We start from the raw sequence: 18,475 nt of genomic DNA on the forward strand, positions 1-18,475 counted from the left end.
AAGATGAATGATAAATTAAACCAGGTTTTGCAAAAACAACAAGCGCAAATTGCAGAACCTGATGTAGATAAAGAAGAGGATATTATTCAGCTTGTTGGCTTTGTGGTAGGAGATGAGGAATATGCTATTCCAATTCTTAATATCCAAGAAATTATTAAACCTATAGAATATACTAGGGTTCCAAGTGTGCCTGATTATGTTTTAGGTGTGTTTAATATGAGGGGTAATGTTATGCCTTTGATTGATCTTGCTAAAAGATTTAATCAAGGTAGTTCTAAAATGACTCCTCAAACAAGATATATTGTTTTAAAAGGTATAGCAAATGGCAATCAAACTCCTGCAGGTAATGCAGGTTTTGTGATAGATAGATTAACAGAAGCTATTAAAATTCACAGAAGTAGGATTGATCCACCACCTGAAACTTTACTAAAAGAAAAAGGTATGATTTTTGGTATAGGCAAAAGAGAAGAAAATATCTTGACTATATTGAAAGCTGAAGCTTTATTAAAGCGTGAGTTTTAATGATAAAGCTTTGTGCCTTTGACTTTGATTCTACGCTAATGGATGGGGAAACTATCGATATTTTAGCACAAGAATATAATGTTGGTGATGCTGTAAAAGCAATCACCAACAAAGCAATGAATGGTGAGCTTGATTTTTTTGAAAGCTTAAGTTCTAGAGTAGCTTTGCTTGAAGGTATGCCTATAGAACAGGTAAAGAAATGCTGTGAAAATTTACCTTTGATGAATGGCGCTAAAGAATTATGTGAATATTTAAAAAGTAAGAATATAAAAATAATCGTTTTTAGTGGTGGATTTCACGAAGGAATTGATTTAATACAAAATAAACTTCATTTTGATTTTGGTTTTGCTAACTTTTTACATAGTAAAAATGGTTTTTTAACAGGAAAAGTTGGCGGAGAAATTATGTTTAATAACTCAAAAGGTATTATACTACAAAGACTTAAGAAATTTTTAAATTTAAAAACAGAAGAAATTATGTGTGTAGGCGATGGAGCTAATGATATTTCTATGTTTAAAGAATGTGGATTAAAAATAGCTTTTTGTGCCAAAGAAATTTTAAAATCTCATGCAGATATTTGTATAGATAAGAAAGATTTAAAAGAAATAATAAAGGCAATACAATGAAAAAATTTTCACTATGGTGTGATTTTATAGAAAATGAATTTTTAGATTATGAATTTTTAGATTTAATTTACTCAAAAACAATCAATGGTGCTACCTCAAATCCTGCTATTTTTAAAAATGCGATTTTAAACTCAGCTATTTATAAAGAAAAAATCAAAAAATCAAATCTTAAAGATAAAAAAGCTTTATATGAGTATCTTGCGATAGAAGATATAGCTAAGGCTGCGGATAAATTAGCTATTAATTATTATGAAAATAATGATGGTTTTATTAGTATTGAAATTGACCCAAGATTAAAAGATAATACTAGCCTATCTTTGGCCGAAGCAAAAAGATTATACATGCAAATTGTAAAAGAAAATGTGATGATGAAAATTCCTGCTACAGAAGCTTCTTATGAAGTAATGCAAGAATTAATGAAAAATGGTATTAATGTTAACGCTACTTTGATTTTTGATTTTGAGCAAACTAAAAAATGCTTTGAAGCTTTAAATTTAGGTTTAAAAGAATTTAGAAAAAATAATACCACAGCTAAAAAAGAGCCTCGAGCAGTTATTAGTATTTTTGTAAGCCGTTTTGATAGATTATTAAATAATCAAGTTTTAGATAAAAATTATATAGGAATTCTTACTGCAACAAAGGCTTATAATTATATCATTAAACAAAATGAAACAAATATTAGAGCTTTATTTGCAAGTACAGGTGTTAAGGGTGATGATTTAGAAAAAGATTATTATATTAAAGAATTACTCTATGATAAAGCTATTAATACTGCACCACTAGATGCTATTAAGGCTTTTAAAGGTAAGCAAATTATATTTAAAGAGCCTTTGAAAGATGAATGTATAGAGAAAAAATTAAATGCAAATATTTCAAAAGATGCTTTAAGTAAAGCTTGTAAAGATTTGCTTGATGATGGTTTGGAGCAATTTTGCATAGCTTATGAAGATATTTTAAAATCTTTATAAACTTATTTGGCTATAATTAGCGTTTATTTTTTTAGAAAGGAAACAGATGTTAGAAGGTATCGTTAGAGAGAGTATCGGTAGAAAAGCTGCTAAAGCTTTAAAAAGAGATGGTTATCTAATCGCAAACATCTACGGAAAAGGATTAGAAAACATCAATGCTGCTTTTAAAGTAAATGAATTTATTAAAGAAGTACGCAAAAAAACTACTTTAGCTTTTGATGTAAAAGTAGCAGATAAAGTATTAAATGTTGTGGTAGTTGATTATCAAAAAGATCCTGTAACTGCAGAATTAAAACACGTAGATTTAAAAGTAGCACAAAAAGGTGTTATTTCTAAATATATGGTTCCTGTAAAGATTGTAGGAACAGCTATGGGTCTTAAAAATAAAGGTGTTTTAATCCAATCAAAAAGAAGATTGAAAGTAAAATGTGCAGCTGAAAACTTACCAAATTATTTTGAATTAGATGTAACTAAACTTGATGTTGGTGATGCACTTTTAATCCGCGATGTAGTTGTACCTGAGGGTGTAACTATGGTTGATGCTGATAGAGTAGCTGTAGTTGGCGTAGAAAAAGCAAGATAAAATGACCTTAGTCGTAGGACTTGGTAATATAGGAGAACAATACGCCCAAACCCGTCACAATGTAGGGTTTATGCTAATTGACTTAATTTTGAAAGATTTGCAAACAGCAAAGCTTTCAAATGCCAAATTTAAAGGAGAGCTTTTTAAAGGCTCTTCTACTCTTTTTTTAAAACCTTCCACTTATATGAATTTATCAGGAGAAAGTGTAAAAGCTGTTAGTGAATATTATAAATGTGATAGAATCATTGTAATCCATGATGATATAGATTTAAATTTGGGTGCATTGAAATTTAAAATGGGTGGATCAAGCGGTGGACATAATGGGCTTAAAAGTATAGATAATCTTTGTGGCAATGCTTATGAGAGGGTACGCATAGGAGTAGGAAAAGGACAAGATGTAATTTCTCATGTTTTGGGAAAATTTAAACAAGAAGAACAAGAAAGTTTAACTAAGGTTTTAGAACATAGCAAAAAAGCTTTACTTGAGCTTTTAAATTCTGATATAGAAAAAATCGCTTCAAAATATTCTTTAAAAAGTTAAACGATGAGTATATTTTTTCGCTATATTTCATCTTTGTATTTAAAATCATTTTTTATTTTATTTTTTTCTTTGACTTTTTTCTTCGTAGCGATTGATTTTTTACTCAATTTCAATAGACTGCCAAAAAGTGCAAATTTAGAGCTTTTGTATATATTTTTCTTAACATGTTCAGCAGCTTCTTATATACTACCTTTAGCTATAGTCCTTGCTTTGGTTTTATGTATTTTTAATATGATACGCTCGAATGAATTTGTTAGCTTGTATGCTTTGGGTTTAAGTAAAAATCAAGTGATTTTTTATCCTTTTTTATGGGCTATGTTTTTTTGTTGTGTTTATGTAGGACTTAATTTTAGCGCCTTTGCTTATGCAGATGAATATAAAAGTAATATTCTCAAGCGTGGCGTTGTAGATAGAGAGGGTGGGGAAGTTTTGATTAAATATAATGATAAATTTATTTATATACAAAAAACAAGTTCTCAAACCTTATATAATATAAAAATCTTTGATGTAAAAAATTTAGACATTCAAAGCACAATCCATGCAAAAACTGCTAAATTTGATGGAGATTCTTGGAACTTAAATGACGCTAAAGCTACTAATGTACCACAAAATTTGATTGTTTCAAAAGAGGGTTTAAGCGTAGAAGAATTTAAAAATATCAAAGGCTTAGAAGACTTTTCTCCAAAAATCTTAGAAAGAATTTCTTTAGTAGAGAGCAATCCTTCTTATTCTATTTTAGACGCGCTAGAAAGTATGGCAATTTTTGCAAAACAAAATATTTCTACTAATACACTTAGAACAAGTTTATATTCTTTAGTTCTTACACCATTTTTTGCGCCATTTTTAATGCTTATTGTGTATTATTATTTTCCTTTAACAGCAAGATTTTTTAATCTCGCACTTTTAGCTTTTGTGTTTTTTGTGTGCATACTTTTAGTTTGGGGTTTGTTGTTTTTATTAACAAGATTGAGTGAAAATGAAATTTTACTTCCAGAGCTTGGTATAATGCTACCAGTATTTATTTTAATAAGTATAGGAAGTTTTTATTATTTTAAACACAAATAACTACAAGTGAGGTTTTTATGGATTATTTAAAACTAGCAAAGGAATACAACACACCATTTTATATTTATGATTTTGATAAAATTAAAGAGCGTTTTACAATGTTAAAAGATGCTTTTAAGGCAAGAAAATCACAAATTTTTTATGCAGTCAAAGCAAATTCTAATTTAAGTGTTTTAAAGCTTTTAGCTTCTTTAGATAGTGGGTTTGATTGTGTTAGTGCGGGTGAGATTTATAGAGCTTTAAAAGCAGGGGCTAAAAATTATAAAATTATTTTTAGCGGGGTAGGTAAAAGTGCTGATGAATTAAAATATGCCTTAGAGCAAAACATACTTTATGTAAATTTAGAAAGTTATGAAGAAATGCTTCTTTTGGAGCAAATTGCTAAAGAAAGTCAAAAGATAGCTCGTATAAGCATAAGGGTAAATCCAAATGTAGATGCTAAAACACATCCTTATATTTCTACAGGTTTGCATGAAAATAAATTTGGTGTAGATATAGAAAGTGCTAAAAAAATGTATCTTTATGCTAAAAACTCACAATTTTTAGAGCCAGTTGGAGTGCATTTTCACATAGGTTCACAAATTCTTGATATAAGTAGTATCCATGAGGCCTCAGCGATTGTTGCAAAATTAGTAAAAGAACTTTTAGTTTTGAAAATTAATATTAAATTCTTTGATATAGGCGGGGGTTTAGGAGTTTGTTATAAAGATGAACAAGAGCCAAATTTATATGATTATGCTCAAGGAATTCTAGCAAGTTTGCAAGGTCTTGATGTGTGTATAGGTATGGAACCTGGCAGGTTTTTGGTAGCAAATGCAGGCGAGTTTGTTACTAAAGTTTTATATGAAAAATTTAATGATAAAAAGCGTTTTGTGATTATTGATGGGGCGATGAATGATTTATTGCGTCCAAGTTTATATAGTGCTTATCATGAAATCAAGCTTTTGAGTGAAAATAAAGAAGAAAGCCTTTGTGATATTGTTGGTGGGGTTTGTGAGAGTGGAGATTTTTTAGCTAAAGATAGAAAGCTAGCTAAAACAAAAGCAGGAGATTTGATCATAGTTAAAAGCGCAGGTGCATATGGTTTTAGCATGAGTAGTAATTACAATACTCGTAATAGAGTATGTGAGCTAGCTTGTGAAAATGGCAAGGTAAGAATGATTAGAAAAAGAGAAAGTTATGAGGATCAAATTGCTTTAGAGCTTGATTTTTTAAAGGATTAAAATGTTGTTTTTAGATGTGCAAGGAACTTTGATTTCAGATCATGATAAAAGTCCTATAAATGGTGCTTTAGAACTCATTAAATCTTTAAATAAAGAAAAAATTCCTTATGTAATTATTACTAATAATACCAAAAAATTAGATTTTTTAAATTATTTGCAAAATTTGGGTTTTGAAATTAATGAAAAGGTTTATATTGATCCTTTTTGTGTTTTAAAAGATTATTTAAAACCTTGTAAAATAGCAGCTTTTGGGGCAAAAGAATTTTTAGATTCACTTCAAGAGTTAGGTTATGAGCTTGATTATAAAAATCCAAAAGCATTTTTACTAGCAAGTTATGATGATTTTAAATTTCAAGATTTTGCTAATATGATAGAGTATATTAAAGATGGCGTGCAAGCTATAGCAATGCATGAGGGTAGTATTTATAAGAAAAACTCAAGGCTTTATCCAGGCGTTGGAAGCATCATGTCTATGCTTAAAAATGCATGCGAGTTTGATTATAAAGTGATAGGAAAACCTAGTAAGGCTTTTTATGAAAGTGCTTTAAAATTATTAAAACAGCAAGATTGTAATGTGAGTTTTAAAAAGACTTTGATTATTAGTGATGATTTTAAAGGCGATTTGCTCGGTGCTTATGAGCTTGGTATGCAAACAGGCTTAGTTTTAAGTGGTAAAATTTCTAACACTCAAGGTCTTGATACAACTAAACTTAATTTTGTATATGATAGTATTAAGGATTACTACATATCGAGGTTTAAATGAAAGATATAGAAAAATTACGCAATAAAATCGATACTATCGATGATAAAATTTTGGCTTTGCTTAATGAAAGAATGCTTCATGTTAAAGATATAGGAGTTATTAAACAAAATTTAGGTGGAAGTATTTATAGACCTGAGCGTGAAAGAGCTATTATAAATAGACTTAAAAATTATAATCATGGTTTATTAGATCAAAATGCAATCGAAGCAATTTACCAAGAAATTTTTGCTGTATCAAGAAATTTAGAAATGCCTCAAAGCATAGCTTATTTAGGGCCTGAAGGAAGTTATACGCATCAAGTAGCAAGAACGCGTTTTGGTGCTATGAGTCGTTATACTCCACTTGCAAATATAGAAGATGTTTTTAAAGAATTAGCTCACAAAGAAGCAAAATATGGAGTAGTACCTATAGAAAATAATACAGCAGGTGCAGTGGGTGTGACGCTTGATTGTCTTGGAAAATATGAAGATGTAAAGATTTTTGCTGAAATTTATATGGACATTCATCATTCTTTTGTAAGTATGAGTGAAAATTTAAAAGATATTAAACGCATATATTCTCATCCACAAGGCTATAATCAATGTAGAAATTTTTTAGAAAGTCATGATTTAAGTGAAGTAGAATTTGTAGCAAGCAAATCCACAGCTCATGCGGCTTACTTAGCTTCTCAAGATGTTACTTCAGCTGCGATTTGCTCTAAAATTGCAGCAAAACTTTATAATGTACCTATATTATTTGAAACGATTGAGGATAATTTGGCAAATCGTACTAGGTTTTTGATTTTAAGTGATATAAAAATACCTCAAATGCCTCATTGTAAAACTTCTATCTTAGCACTTGCTGCACACAAACCAGGTGGGCTTAGCGATTTGTTGTATGAGTTTAAAAAAGAGGGGATAAATTTAACAAAACTTGAATCACGCCCTATAAAAACAAGAGAATTTGTGCATAGTTTTTATATAGATTTTGAAGGACATATTGATGATGAAAATGTCCAAAGAGTATTAAAAAAAGCTGAGCATATAAAATGGCTTGGATCATATTTATCAGGAGAAAGCAATGAAATTTAATCCTTTTTTAGAAGCTATTAAAACTTATGAAAGTGGCAAGGATATGGATTTAATTGCTAAAGAATATAGCTTAAAAGAAGTTATTAAACTAGCAAGTAATGAAAATCCTTATGGCACAAGTAAAAAGGCTAAAGAAGCCATCATAAATAATGCACATTTAGCTCATTTATATCCTGATGATACTATGAGTGAATTAAAACAAGCTTTAGCACAAAAATATGATATTTTAAAAGAAAATCTCATCATAGGTAGTGGGAGTGATCAAATTATAGAATATATAGCGCATGCAAAACTTGATCATTCTAAGGCTTATTTACAATGCGGGGTTAGCTTTGCTATGTATGAAATTTATGCAAAACAACTAGGAGTTAAGGTTTATAAAACCCCAAGTTTAACCCATGATTTAAATGAGTTATATGAGTTATATCAAAAGCATAAAAATGAAATTAAAGTAATCTTTTTATGCTTGCCAAATAATCCTTTAGGTGAGTGTTTAGACGCAAGTGCGGTTTTTGAGTTTTTAGAGAAAATTGATGAGGATTGTTTGGTAGCTATTGATGGAGCTTATAATGAATTTGCTTCGTTTAAAGATAGCAAAAAACATATCAACCCTAAGGAATTAATCCATAAATTTCAAAATGCAGTATATCTAGGAACCTTTTCTAAGCTTTATGGTTTGGGTGGTATGAGAGTGGGTTATGGTATAGCTTGCAAGGAAATTATCAATGCATTTTATAAATTACGAGCACCTTTTAATGTGACTAATTTGAGTTTAAAAGCTGCTGTTGCTGCGTTAGATGATGATGAGTTTGTGCAAAAAACTTTGGAAAATAATTTTTCACAAATGAAACTTTATGAAGATTTTGCTAAAAATTATAAAATTCAATACATTCCAAGCTATACAAATTTTATTACCTATTTTTTTGGTGAAAAAAATAGCACAGATTTATCTGAAAAACTGCTTAAAAACGGTATAATAATAAGAAATTTACAAAGTTATGGTTTAAATGCTGTGCGTATAAGTATAGGTACAGAGTATGAAAATTCAAGGTTTTTTGAAGAGTTTTCTAAAAATTTTTAGTTTGTAGGAAATAAATGGATTATAAAACTATACTGCACCAAGTAGGTCAGCTTTATCAAAATTTAAGTTTAAGACAGCGTATTATCATTGCTGCTTCTATTGTTGTTGTAGTTGGATTTTTAGTATTTTTAACCCTTTTTAGAAGTGGTTCTACAGTGGCTAGTGAGGCTGGATATTCAGTATTATTTGAAAATGCTAATACTAGTGATTCGGCGATGATAGTAACTCAACTTGAAAAAAGTGGGGTTCCTTATATTTTGCGCAATGAAGGGACTATTTTAGTTCCTAATGAACAAGTGTATAAACAGCGTTTAGCTATTGCTTCTGCAGGATTATTGCCAAAAGATAATAAAGTAGGTTTTGAGCTTTTTGATAAACAAGAATTTGGCGCAACAGAAGCTGAACAAAAGGTAAAATACCAAAGAGCATTAGAAGGTGAGCTTGCTAGAACGATTGAAAGTTTAGAGCCTATTCATAGTGCTACGGTGCATATTGCTTTTGCTAAAGATACGCTTTTTACACAACAACAAGTTCCACCAACTGCTTCAGTAGCTTTGACTATAAAAGAAGGCTTAAAGCTTAATAAAAAGCAAATTATGGGGATTAAAAACTTAATTGCTTCCTCAGTGACAAAACTTACTCCTGAAAATGTAAAAATCATGGATCAAAAAGGTATTCCTTTAGATGATGAGGGTGCTTTTGAAAGTGATTTAATCGCTGCTCAAATTAAATATAAAAGAGATCAAGAGTATGAATTAGAGCAAAAAATTGTTGCTTCTATTGCTCCATTTGCAGGTGGCTATGATAGGGTGGTAGCAAAGGTTAGTATTGATTATGATTTTTCTAAAGAAGAATCACAAAGTGAAGTGTATGATCCAAATACCGTTGTGCGTAGTGAACAAACCTTGGAAGAGCATAGAGAAGGCTATAAAGATAAAGAAATTCAAGGTGTACCAGGTGCTGTTTCAAACATCGGTCCTGTGGAAGGTTTGGATGATAAAGGTGCGCGCGAGGTTTATACTAAAAATCAAACTACAACTAATAATGAAATTTCTAAAAAAATTACCAACACCACTAAGCAATTTGCAACCATTAAAAGAATTTCTGCAGCTGTTGTGGTAGATGGAAAGTATAAAGTAATTACTGATGATCAGGGAAATATTACTAATGAATATATTCCTTTGAGTGATAAAGAAATTAAAGCGATTGAAAATCTTACTAAAGGTGCCATAGGATTTAATCTTGCTAGAGGTGATGCGGTTGAAGTAAATAATTTGGAATTTCATAGAACAGCTAAAGTTGAAAATAAGGTTCAAACTTTTTATTCAAGATTTGTCGAGCCTTTTATTCCACCTGTTAAGTATGTATTTGCCGCGATTTTGCTTTTTATCTTTTACAAAAAAGTTATTGTGCCATTTTCTCAAAAAATGCTTGCAGATATTAGACTTGAAGAAGAGATGGAAGGTAAGGATGGGCAGATTATTGATGAGGCTGAAGATGCTATTGAAAAATTCAATGCTGCTCGTAGAAAAGTTGAAGAACAGCTTGGTTTTGGAGATAGTTTTGATGAGGATGCATTACAATATGATGTTTTACTTGAAAAATTAAGAGCAGTAGCTAATGAAAAAGGCGAAGAAGTGGCATTGTTGCTACAAAAACTTGTTGAAAATGAAGCTGAATTTGGTGAGAAGGATATCTAATGATAAAGCTTAGTGAAGAACAAAAAATGGTCTATGATGACCTTTCTATGCCAGAAAAGGTTGCCATATTTTTAATCCAACTTGGAGAAGATGTAACGACAGTTTTATTTTCTCATATGGATATTAATGTCATCACTGAAATTTCTCGCTATATTGCTTTAGCAAAAAATGTTGATAAGCCAGTTGCTACTGCTGTACTTGAGGAATTTTATACTTTATTACAATCAAATCAATACTTAAAAAGTGGTGGTTTGGAATATGCAAAAGAAATTTTATTTAGAACTTTTGGTCCTGAAATTGCCAATAAAATTTTGGAAAAACTTACCAAAAGTATGGAAAATAATCAAAATTTTGCTTATCTTTCACAAATTAAACCACAACAACTTGCAGACTTTATCATTAAAGAACACCCGCAAACTATAGCTTTGATTTTAGCTCATATGGATACTACTCAAGCTGCTGAAACTTTGGAATATTTTAGCGATGAATTAAGAGCTGAAGTTGTAATAAGAATGGCAAATCTTGGAGATATATCTCCTTCAATTATCAAAAGAGTATCTGCTGTGCTTGAAAGTAAGCTTGAAAGTCTTACTTCTTATAAAGTTGAAGTGGGTGGTCCAAGAGCAGTTGCTGAAGTGCTTAATCGCTTGGGTCAAAAAGCCTCTAAAACAACACTTTCTTATATTGAGCAAAGTGATGAAAAACTTGCTACAACCATTAAAGATTTAATGTTTACCTTTGATGATATTTCTCAACTTAGTACTAATGCGATTAGAGAAGTTTTAAAAGCTGCTGACAAGCGTGATTTGATGATAGGTTTAAAGGGCGCAAGTGAGGATTTAAAACAAAAATTTATGTCCAATATGTCTACGCGCGCTGCTGAAGCTTTTGTAGAAGAAATGGGCTTTTTGGGTGCTGTGCGTGTTAAAGATGTAGAAGAAGCACAAAGAAAAGTTGTAGAAGTGGTGCAAAAACTTGCAGAACAAGGTCTTATCCAAGTGGGTGAGGCTGATGAGATGATAGAGTAAGATTATGGCAAAATTAACCAATGTAATTTCACCTGAAAATATTTCTGCTCATGTAGTTGAGGGTTATCATTTTAAAGTTATGAGTGAAATGCCCTCTAGTGAAGAACAAAAACAAGAAGAAATTCAAACTATAAATCAAGTCTCTCCCGTCCAAAACACACAACAAGCAGTAGAAAATCAAACAATAGAAGCTACTCCACAAGCCCCACAACCACAAATTCAACCTGATTTTGTTGAAGATTTACTTAAAAAAACTGATGAAATGTCAGGAAATATCATTAAGTTGCAAATGCAGATAGAAAGCCAAGAGGCTGAATTTAACAATCGTTTAAACACAGAATTAGAACATGCAAAGGAAAAATTTACTAAAGAAGGTTATGAACAAGCACAAAAGAATTTTGAAAGTGAATTAGAAGCCTTGAAGGAAAAATACTTAAAAAGCGTAGAAAAGCTTGAAAATACAGTGCAAAATTTAAATGAGTTTTTATCTAAAAATGAAAAAGAATTAGCCGATACAGCTGTAATTATTGCAAAAGAAGTGATTGCAAAAGAGCTCGAAGAAAATTCATCACTTATAGCATTAAATTTAGCAAAAGAACTTATGAGTGAACTTAAAAATGCTACTAAAATAGAATTAAAGTTAAGTCCTGATGATTTTGAATATGTAAAAACACACTTGCAAGAACAAAGCAATATTAAATTTAGTCTTGATGATGCGATTAATAAGGGAAGTATTTTAATATTAAGTGATGCGGGTAATATAGAGTCAAACCTTAACAATCGTTTGCAAAAAATCAAAAACATGGTTAATGAATGATAGATTTAAATAACTTAAATATTAAAAATATGCAAATTAAAGAACTGGAAAATTTAGCTAGTAATTTGCGTGAAGTTATCATAGATACAGTGAGTAAAAATGGTGGACATTTAAGTTCAAATTTAGGTGTAGTTGAACTTAGTATAGGAATGCATTATGTTTTTGATGTGCGAAAAGATCCTTTTATTTTTGATGTTTCACACCAATCTTATCCACATAAGCTTTTAAGTGGTAAGATAGATAATTTTCATACTTTAAGACAATTTAATGGCTTGAGTGGATATACAAAGCCTGATGAGGGGGATTATTTTGTAGCAGGACATTCAAGCACTTCTATATCTTTGGCAGTTGGAGCTTGTAAGGCTATAAGATTAAAAAAAGAAGATCGCTTACCTGTTGTATTAATAGGTGATGGAGCGTTAAGTGCAGGTATGGCTTATGAAGCTTTAAACGAGCTTGGTGATAGAGAATATCCTTGTGTGATTATTTTAAATGATAATGAAATGAGTATTTCAAGGCCAATTGGAGCTATTTCAAAATACCTTTCTCAAGCAATGGCAACGCAGTTCTATCAAAAATTTAAAAAACGCATAGAAAATCTTTTAGAGTATTTTCCTCAAGGCGCATCTTATATGGCAAAGCGTTTCGAAGAGGGTTTAAGACTTATTACACCTGGACTCTTATTTGAAGAATTAGGACTTGAATATATAGGGCCTATTGATGGACATAATTTAAATGAAGTTATAAATGCGCTAAATCAAGCTAAAGCTATGAATAAACCTTGTGTAGTGCATGCGCAAACTATCAAAGGCAAAGGTTATACATTAGCTGAAGGTAAAAATGCTAAATGGCATGGAGTAGGTGCTTTTGATAGAAGTAGCGGAGAGAGTTTAAAGGCTAATATGAACAAAAAAAGTGCGACAGAAATTTTTTCAAATACACTTTTAAATTTAGCTCAAAAATATGAAAATATAGTAGGTGTAACTGCTGCTATGCCAAGTGGAACTGGAATAGATAAGCTAATGGAAAAATATCCTGAGCGTTTTTGGGATGTAGCAATTGCAGAACAACATGCAGTTACTTCTATGGCAGCTATGGCTAAAGAAGGTTTTAAGCCTTTTATAGCAATTTATAGCACTTTCATGCAAAGAGCTTATGATCAAGTTATCCATGATTGTGCTATTATGAATTTAAATGTAGTTATTGCTATGGATAGAGCTGGCATAGTAGGAGAAGATGGGGAAACTCATCAAGGTGCTTTTGATGTTAGTTTTTTAAGTGCTATACCAAATATTACTTTAGCGGCTCCAAGAGATGAGGCTATGATGGAAAAAATTATGGAGTATGCTTATTTTCATCAAGGTGTTTTTGCTTTTCGTTATCCTAGAGGTAATTTTTTATTAGATGAAAATTTTAATCCATGTGAGATAAAACTTGCAAAAGCTCAAATTTTATCTAAAACACAAAGCGATAAAGTATTTTTAGGTTTTGGTCAGGGTGTGGCTAAGGCAAAACTAGCTTTAGATAAACTTGGTTTAGATTATGCAAGCTTAATAGATTTGATTTTTGCAAAACCTTTAGATGAAGAGCTTTTAAAAGAATTGGCAAAAGATACAAAAACTTGGTTTGTTTTTTCAGATAGTGCTAAGATAGGTGGAGTGGGAAGTTTGATTACAACTTTCTTGCAAAAAGAAAACCTTTATCATATAAAACTAGTAAGTTTTGAATTTGAAGATCAATTTATAACTCATGGTAAAACAAATGAAGTAGAAAAATTTCTAGAAATTGATGTTGAATCTTTGTGTAAAAAGATTAAAATTTATTAAAAGATAAAAAATATCCTTTAATATAATCATTTTTTTATAAAAAAAGCGTTATACTATATAAAAAATATCGGAGAATTAATAATGGAACTTATTCAATTGCTTAAAAATTGTGATTTAAAAGCTACTCCTCAAAGACTTTGTATTTTAAAAATTTTAAAACGCCATGAACATCCTAATATAGAATCTTTATACGAAAGCATTAAGGAAGAATATCCTTCTATCTCTTTAGCTACAGTGTATAAAAATTTAAATACTTTAAAAGAACAAGGTTTGGTTGTAGAAATCAACACTCCAAATCAAAAAACTTGTTATGATATTTACGAATATCCTCATATACATGTAATTTGTAGCAAATGCAATCATATAGAAGATGTATGTTATGAAGATAGTGGGATAAATAAATACCAAGAAGATCTTGAGAAAAAAATTGGCAATATCATTGATTATCTTGGCGTATTTGCTTATGTGAATGGTTGTAAAGCTTGTAAAAAATAAAATGGTTTGTGAAGTCCAAAGACGCTTTTTACTCAAAAATGATGACTTTATAAAAATTTTAAAAGAAGAAAAAATTATATATTCTAAGGATAAAATACGCGTTTTCTTTACGCGTATAAGTCCTTTTTGTGATGTTAAATATAAAAAATTTAATAAAAATTATTATCGATTTTCACTTTATAAACTGCATGATATTTTAGATAAAAAAAATCATAAACTTTCTAAAAAAGAATTTAAACAGCAAAGTAAAAAACTTATAGGAAGTGTTATTAAGAAAACTAGAATTAGTTTTGAGATTAATAGTGCTCGATTTTTACTTTATAAGTTTAAAAATAATCTGCAAGATTTGGTCATTTTGAAAGTTGTTTTTCCTACTTTTGAAAAAGCAAAGCAATTTAATTTACCTCACTTTTTTAAAAGCTATAAAGAGATTTCAGATGATGAAAATTTCTACAGCAAAAATTTAGCATTATATGGAGATTTTTCTAAAATTTTTGATAGTGCTAGATGTATTAAAATTTTAGATAAGCAAGAAGATATTAGCTTACATTTTCCAAATCAAATTCAAAGTTTTGAAGCGGGTAAAATTTTACTTTTTGTGCTTTTAAAAAGATTAAAAAATGACAGATTGAATTTTTTACAAAAATTAAATTTTGAAAGTTTTGAGCAATTTTTTGCAAGTCTTAGGCAAATATGCATTTTCTTTGAGCTTTTTAGCACTCTTTTTGAAAAGAGTATTCAAAATAAACTTCAAGATTATATTTTGAATTTGGAAAAACAAATTTGTAATGATAAAATTTGTAAATTTGAATTAGAAAAATATATTTTTATTTTAAGTGATGAAAAAATCAATGATATTTTTCTTGATATGGATTTTATTTTAAAGAATGATTGTAGTTTTTATCAAGGAGAGAAAAATCAAATTTTAAAGTCTTTAGTGGCTTTTAAACTAAGAAAAGAATTAGTTTTTTTAAAGAAAAAAATTGTAAAATCTCAAACAAATCATGAAGAAGAATTAGAAAGAATAAAATTTTTATTATGCTATTTTGCAACTATGTTTGAAGAAAAAAGTATTGAAAAACTAAAAAATTATTTTGAACATAATCATTTAGAACAAATTTCATATGATGAAAATACAATAAAACAAATTGAAAAAAGCATTAAAAAATTAAAAATATATAGTTAGGAAAAACATGCAAAAACAAGAAAAAATAGTCAAAATGTTTGATGATATAGCACCAACTTATGATAAGGCTAATAGAATTTTAAGTTTTGGAAGTGATGTGAGTTGGAGAAAAAAAGCTTGTTTAGATGTTTTTAAATTTTCTAACAATGAACTTGATATTATCGATGTGGCTTGTGGTACAGGCGATATGATTATAGAATGGCAAAATCAAGCCTTAAGGACAAATAAAAATATCATTAGTATAAAAGGGGTTGATCCAAGTGCGGGCATGCTTGAAGTGGCTAAGAAAAAAATTCCTGATGCGACTTTTGTGCAAGCAAAAGCACAAGAACTTCCACTTGAAAGTGAAAGTGCAAATATCATAAGTATAAGTTATGGCATACGCAATGTGGTAGATAGGAAAGAAGCTATAAAAGAATTTGCAAGAGTGTTGAAAAAGGATGGGATTTTACTTGTGCTTGAATTTACTAAAAGAGAGCAGGGTGGTTTTATAGCTGCTTGTAGAGATTTTTACTTAAAAAATATTTTACCAAAAGTGGGTGGATTTATCAGTAAAAATTATAGTGCTTATGAGTATTTACCAAATTCGATAGAAGATTTTTTAAGCAAAGAAGAATTTATTAAAGAATTGAGTGAGTATTTTGAAATGCTAGAGTATAAAAGCTTTAGTTTTGGTGTTTGCTCTATGTTTATTGCAAGAAAAAAATGAAAGTTTCAGAACTTAATCTAAAAGCTAAAAGTTTATTAGAATTTCATCTTGATGATATAGAGCTTAGTGGAGAAATTTCTAAAATTACCATTCATAGTTCAGGACATTGGTATTTTGATTTAAAAGATGAAAAATCAAGCATAGCTTGTGTGATGTTTAAAGGCTTTAATCAGTTTGTCCAAGCTAAACCTAAAGTTGGCGATATGCTTGAACTTAGAGGTTATGTGAGTTTATATGAAGCAAGTGGCAGGTATCAATTTATCGCCAAAAGTATGCAAAAAACAAGTCTTGGAGATTTAGAAGCTAAATTTTTAGCTCTAAAAGAAAAGCTTGAAAAAGAAGGTTTGTTTGATACAAATGTTAAAAAAAGCATTATTAAATTTCCTAAAAAAATAGGCATAATTACTTCTTTTACTTCAGCTGCTTTGCAAGATATGTTAAAGCTAATTTCACAAAAAGAATACAATCTTTGCAAAATAACTATTTTTAATGCCCTTACCCAAGGACAAAGTGCCCCAAATTCTTTAATAAATGCTTTAAAAAAAGCCAATGAGTATAATTTAGATGCGATTATTTTGGCAAGAGGTGGTGGAAGCAGAGAAGATTTGTTTTGTTTTAACGATGAAGAACTTGCAAGATGTATTTTTTCTTTAAAAACGCCTATTGTTTCTGCTATTGGACATGAGATTGATTATGTTATTAGTGATTTTGTAGCAGATTTAAGAGCACCAACTCCAAGTGCAGCTATTGATATGATTTTTCCAAATAAACTAAGCTTAGAACAAGGACTTGATGAGCTTGCTATGCGTTTTAAAAACCAAATGTTAAATCATCTTAAGTTTTATCAAAACAAAATCGATCATTTGCAAAATTTAGCCAAAGCTAAGTCTTTAGAAAATGCTTTTTTTCTTAGAAAACAAAAGCTTGATTTTTTACAAAGCCAACTAAAGAGCGTTTTAAATTTAAAATTATTAAATTATGAAAATAAGCTTGATAATTTTGAGGAACTTTTAACTCAGCAAAAAAATTTCTTTGATAAAAGTAAAAATTTGATAAATTTACAAAAAGATGGCAAAAATATCTCTCTTGAAAAGCTAAAAAAAGGAGATATTATAAAGCTTTGCTCAATAAATGAGAGTAAAGAAGCTCAAATACTATAAAAGGAGATAAAATGAGAGTGATGAATTTTAGTGCAGGTCCTTCAAACCTGCCTGATGAGGTTTTAAAAGAAGCTAGGGAACATTTGTTTGATTATCATGGTAAAGGCTTTTCTATTATGGAAGTTTCTCATCGTGGAAAGGTTTTTGAAGAAGTGCATTTTGAAGCTATCAAAATGGCAAAAGAACTTTATGGTGTAAATGATGATTATGAAGTGCTTTTAATGCAAGGTGGAGCTAGTTTGCAATTTGCTATGATACCTATGAATTTATATATGGGTGGAGTTTGTGAATTTGCTAATACGGGAGTTTGGACTAAAAAGGCTATTAAAGAAGCTGAAATTTTAGGAGTAAATACAAAAATAGTAGCAAACACTCAAGAAAGTGAGTTTGATCATATCCCACAATTTGAATTTAGCGATAATGCAGATTATGCTTATATATGCTCTAATAATACCATTTATGGAACTCAATATAAAAGCTATCCAAAGACTAAAAGTCCTTTGATAATTGATGCTTCTAGTGATTTTTTCTCTAAAAAGATAGATTTTTCTAATATTGCTATGCTTTTTGGTGGGGTGCAAAAAAATGCAGGAATTTCAGGGCTTGCTTGTGCTTTTGTGCGTAAAGATATGATAGAGCGTAGTAAAAACAAAAATATACCTAGTATGTTAAAATATAGCGTTTATGCTGAAAATAATTCTTTATTTAATACTCCAGCAACCTTTGCTATATATATGTTTAATCTTGAAATGAAATGGCTTTTAAATCAAGGTGGATTAGACAAAATCAATGAGCAAAATATACAAAAAGCCAAAATTTTATACGATGTGATTGATGAGAGTAATGGTTTTTATAAAGGTCATGCTAAAAAAGAGGATAGATCATTAATGAATGTTAGTTTTAATATAGCTTATGATAAAAACTTAGAGCCAGTTTTTGTAAAAGAAGCTGAAGAAAATGGTATGATAGGTCTTAAAGGACATAAAATTTTAGGTGGAATTCGTACTAGTATTTATAATTCTATCAGCATTGAAAAGGTTCAAAAGTTAAGTGAATTTATGAAAGCTTTTGCAAAAAAACATGCTTGATTTTTGGTGATTTTCACCAAAAAT

The 18,475-nt window shown here is 29.7% G+C and carries 19 protein-coding genes; all 19 read left to right on the forward strand.

Annotated features, from left to right (window positions below; genetic code table 11):
* Positions 1-3: 3 nt before the first annotated feature.
* Positions 4-522: a chemotaxis protein CheW gene (locus L8W57_RS03210; protein ID WP_133319537.1), complete on the forward strand. Its 519-nt coding sequence runs from the start codon at positions 4-6 to the stop codon at positions 520-522.
* Positions 522-1,148 carry a phosphoserine phosphatase SerB gene (gene serB / locus L8W57_RS03215; RefSeq protein ID WP_263660473.1) on the forward strand — a complete coding sequence of 209 codons (627 nt, stop codon included), beginning with the start codon at positions 522-524 and terminating at the stop codon, positions 1,146-1,148. Before L8W57_RS03210 ends, serB begins: the two co-directional genes overlap by 1 nt.
* Positions 1,145-2,116 carry a transaldolase gene (locus tag L8W57_RS03220; protein WP_263661982.1) on the forward strand — a complete coding sequence of 324 codons (972 nt, stop codon included), beginning with the start codon at positions 1,145-1,147 and terminating at the stop codon, positions 2,114-2,116. The genes serB and L8W57_RS03220 overlap by 4 nt, the downstream gene beginning before the upstream one ends.
* A 46-nt stretch (positions 2,117-2,162) precedes the next feature.
* On the forward strand, positions 2,163-2,699 hold the full coding sequence (locus L8W57_RS03225; protein ID WP_133319540.1) for a 50S ribosomal protein L25/general stress protein Ctc: 537 nt from the start codon (positions 2,163-2,165) through the stop codon (positions 2,697-2,699).
* 1 nt (position 2,700) lies between these two features.
* Entirely contained in the window at positions 2,701-3,240 is a 540-nt protein-coding gene (pth, locus tag L8W57_RS03230) for an aminoacyl-tRNA hydrolase (protein ID WP_263659767.1), read from the forward strand.
* A 3-nt stretch (positions 3,241-3,243) separates the two neighbouring features.
* Complete coding sequence (locus L8W57_RS03235; protein WP_220566586.1) at positions 3,244-4,305, forward strand: LptF/LptG family permease; 1,062 nt, start codon at positions 3,244-3,246, stop codon at positions 4,303-4,305.
* 17 nt (positions 4,306-4,322) lie between these two features.
* Positions 4,323-5,528 carry a diaminopimelate decarboxylase gene (lysA, locus tag L8W57_RS03240; protein ID WP_263661983.1) on the forward strand — a complete coding sequence of 402 codons (1,206 nt, stop codon included), beginning with the start codon at positions 4,323-4,325 and terminating at the stop codon, positions 5,526-5,528.
* Position 5,529: 1 nt separating this feature from the next.
* Positions 5,530-6,291 carry an HAD-IIA family hydrolase gene (locus L8W57_RS03245; protein WP_263661984.1) on the forward strand — a complete coding sequence of 254 codons (762 nt, stop codon included), beginning with the start codon at positions 5,530-5,532 and terminating at the stop codon, positions 6,289-6,291.
* Positions 6,288-7,361, forward strand: coding sequence for a prephenate dehydratase (gene pheA / locus L8W57_RS03250; protein WP_263659771.1), 1,074 nt, complete (start codon positions 6,288-6,290; stop codon positions 7,359-7,361). The genes L8W57_RS03245 and pheA overlap by 4 nt, the downstream gene beginning before the upstream one ends.
* A complete protein-coding gene (gene hisC / locus L8W57_RS03255) occupies positions 7,351-8,442 on the forward strand; it encodes a histidinol-phosphate transaminase (protein WP_133319546.1) in 1,092 nt (363 codons plus the stop codon). The genes pheA and hisC overlap by 11 nt, the downstream gene beginning before the upstream one ends.
* A 14-nt stretch (positions 8,443-8,456) precedes the next feature.
* A complete protein-coding gene (fliF, locus tag L8W57_RS03260) occupies positions 8,457-10,142 on the forward strand; it encodes a flagellar basal-body MS-ring/collar protein FliF (RefSeq protein WP_133319547.1) in 1,686 nt (561 codons plus the stop codon).
* Positions 10,142-11,170, forward strand: a complete 1,029-nt coding sequence (gene fliG, locus L8W57_RS03265) for a flagellar motor switch protein FliG (RefSeq protein WP_039619192.1) — start codon at positions 10,142-10,144, stop codon at positions 11,168-11,170. The genes fliF and fliG overlap by 1 nt, the downstream gene beginning before the upstream one ends.
* A 4-nt stretch (positions 11,171-11,174) precedes the next feature.
* The gene (gene fliH / locus L8W57_RS03270) at positions 11,175-11,987 is read left to right on the forward strand and encodes a flagellar assembly protein FliH (RefSeq protein ID WP_220566592.1); all 813 of its coding nucleotides are present in this window, start codon (positions 11,175-11,177) and stop codon (positions 11,985-11,987) included.
* Positions 11,984-13,813: a 1-deoxy-D-xylulose-5-phosphate synthase gene (gene dxs, locus L8W57_RS03275; RefSeq protein WP_263661985.1), complete on the forward strand. Its 1,830-nt coding sequence runs from the start codon at positions 11,984-11,986 to the stop codon at positions 13,811-13,813. Before fliH ends, dxs begins: the two co-directional genes overlap by 4 nt.
* An 81-nt stretch (positions 13,814-13,894) precedes the next feature.
* Complete coding sequence (perR, locus tag L8W57_RS03280; protein WP_133319550.1) at positions 13,895-14,308, forward strand: peroxide-responsive transcriptional repressor PerR; 414 nt, start codon at positions 13,895-13,897, stop codon at positions 14,306-14,308.
* 1 nt (position 14,309) lies between these two features.
* Complete coding sequence (locus L8W57_RS03285) at positions 14,310-15,494, forward strand: hypothetical protein (protein WP_263661986.1); 1,185 nt, start codon at positions 14,310-14,312, stop codon at positions 15,492-15,494.
* A gap of 7 nt (positions 15,495-15,501) precedes the next feature.
* Positions 15,502-16,203: a bifunctional demethylmenaquinone methyltransferase/2-methoxy-6-polyprenyl-1,4-benzoquinol methylase UbiE gene (ubiE, locus tag L8W57_RS03290; RefSeq protein WP_133319552.1), complete on the forward strand. Its 702-nt coding sequence runs from the start codon at positions 15,502-15,504 to the stop codon at positions 16,201-16,203.
* Positions 16,200-17,363: an exodeoxyribonuclease VII large subunit gene (gene xseA / locus L8W57_RS03295; protein WP_133319553.1), complete on the forward strand. Its 1,164-nt coding sequence runs from the start codon at positions 16,200-16,202 to the stop codon at positions 17,361-17,363. The genes ubiE and xseA overlap by 4 nt, the downstream gene beginning before the upstream one ends.
* Before the next feature lie 11 nt (positions 17,364-17,374).
* Complete coding sequence (gene serC / locus L8W57_RS03300; protein WP_263661987.1) at positions 17,375-18,451, forward strand: phosphoserine transaminase; 1,077 nt, start codon at positions 17,375-17,377, stop codon at positions 18,449-18,451.
* Positions 18,452-18,475: the final 24 nt, after the last annotated feature.

Origin of the sequence: Campylobacter sp. IFREMER_LSEM_CL1890, assembly GCF_025772045.1 — a bacterium.
GTDB classification, from domain to species: Bacteria; Campylobacterota; Campylobacteria; order Campylobacterales; family Campylobacteraceae; genus Campylobacter_D; species Campylobacter_D lari_D.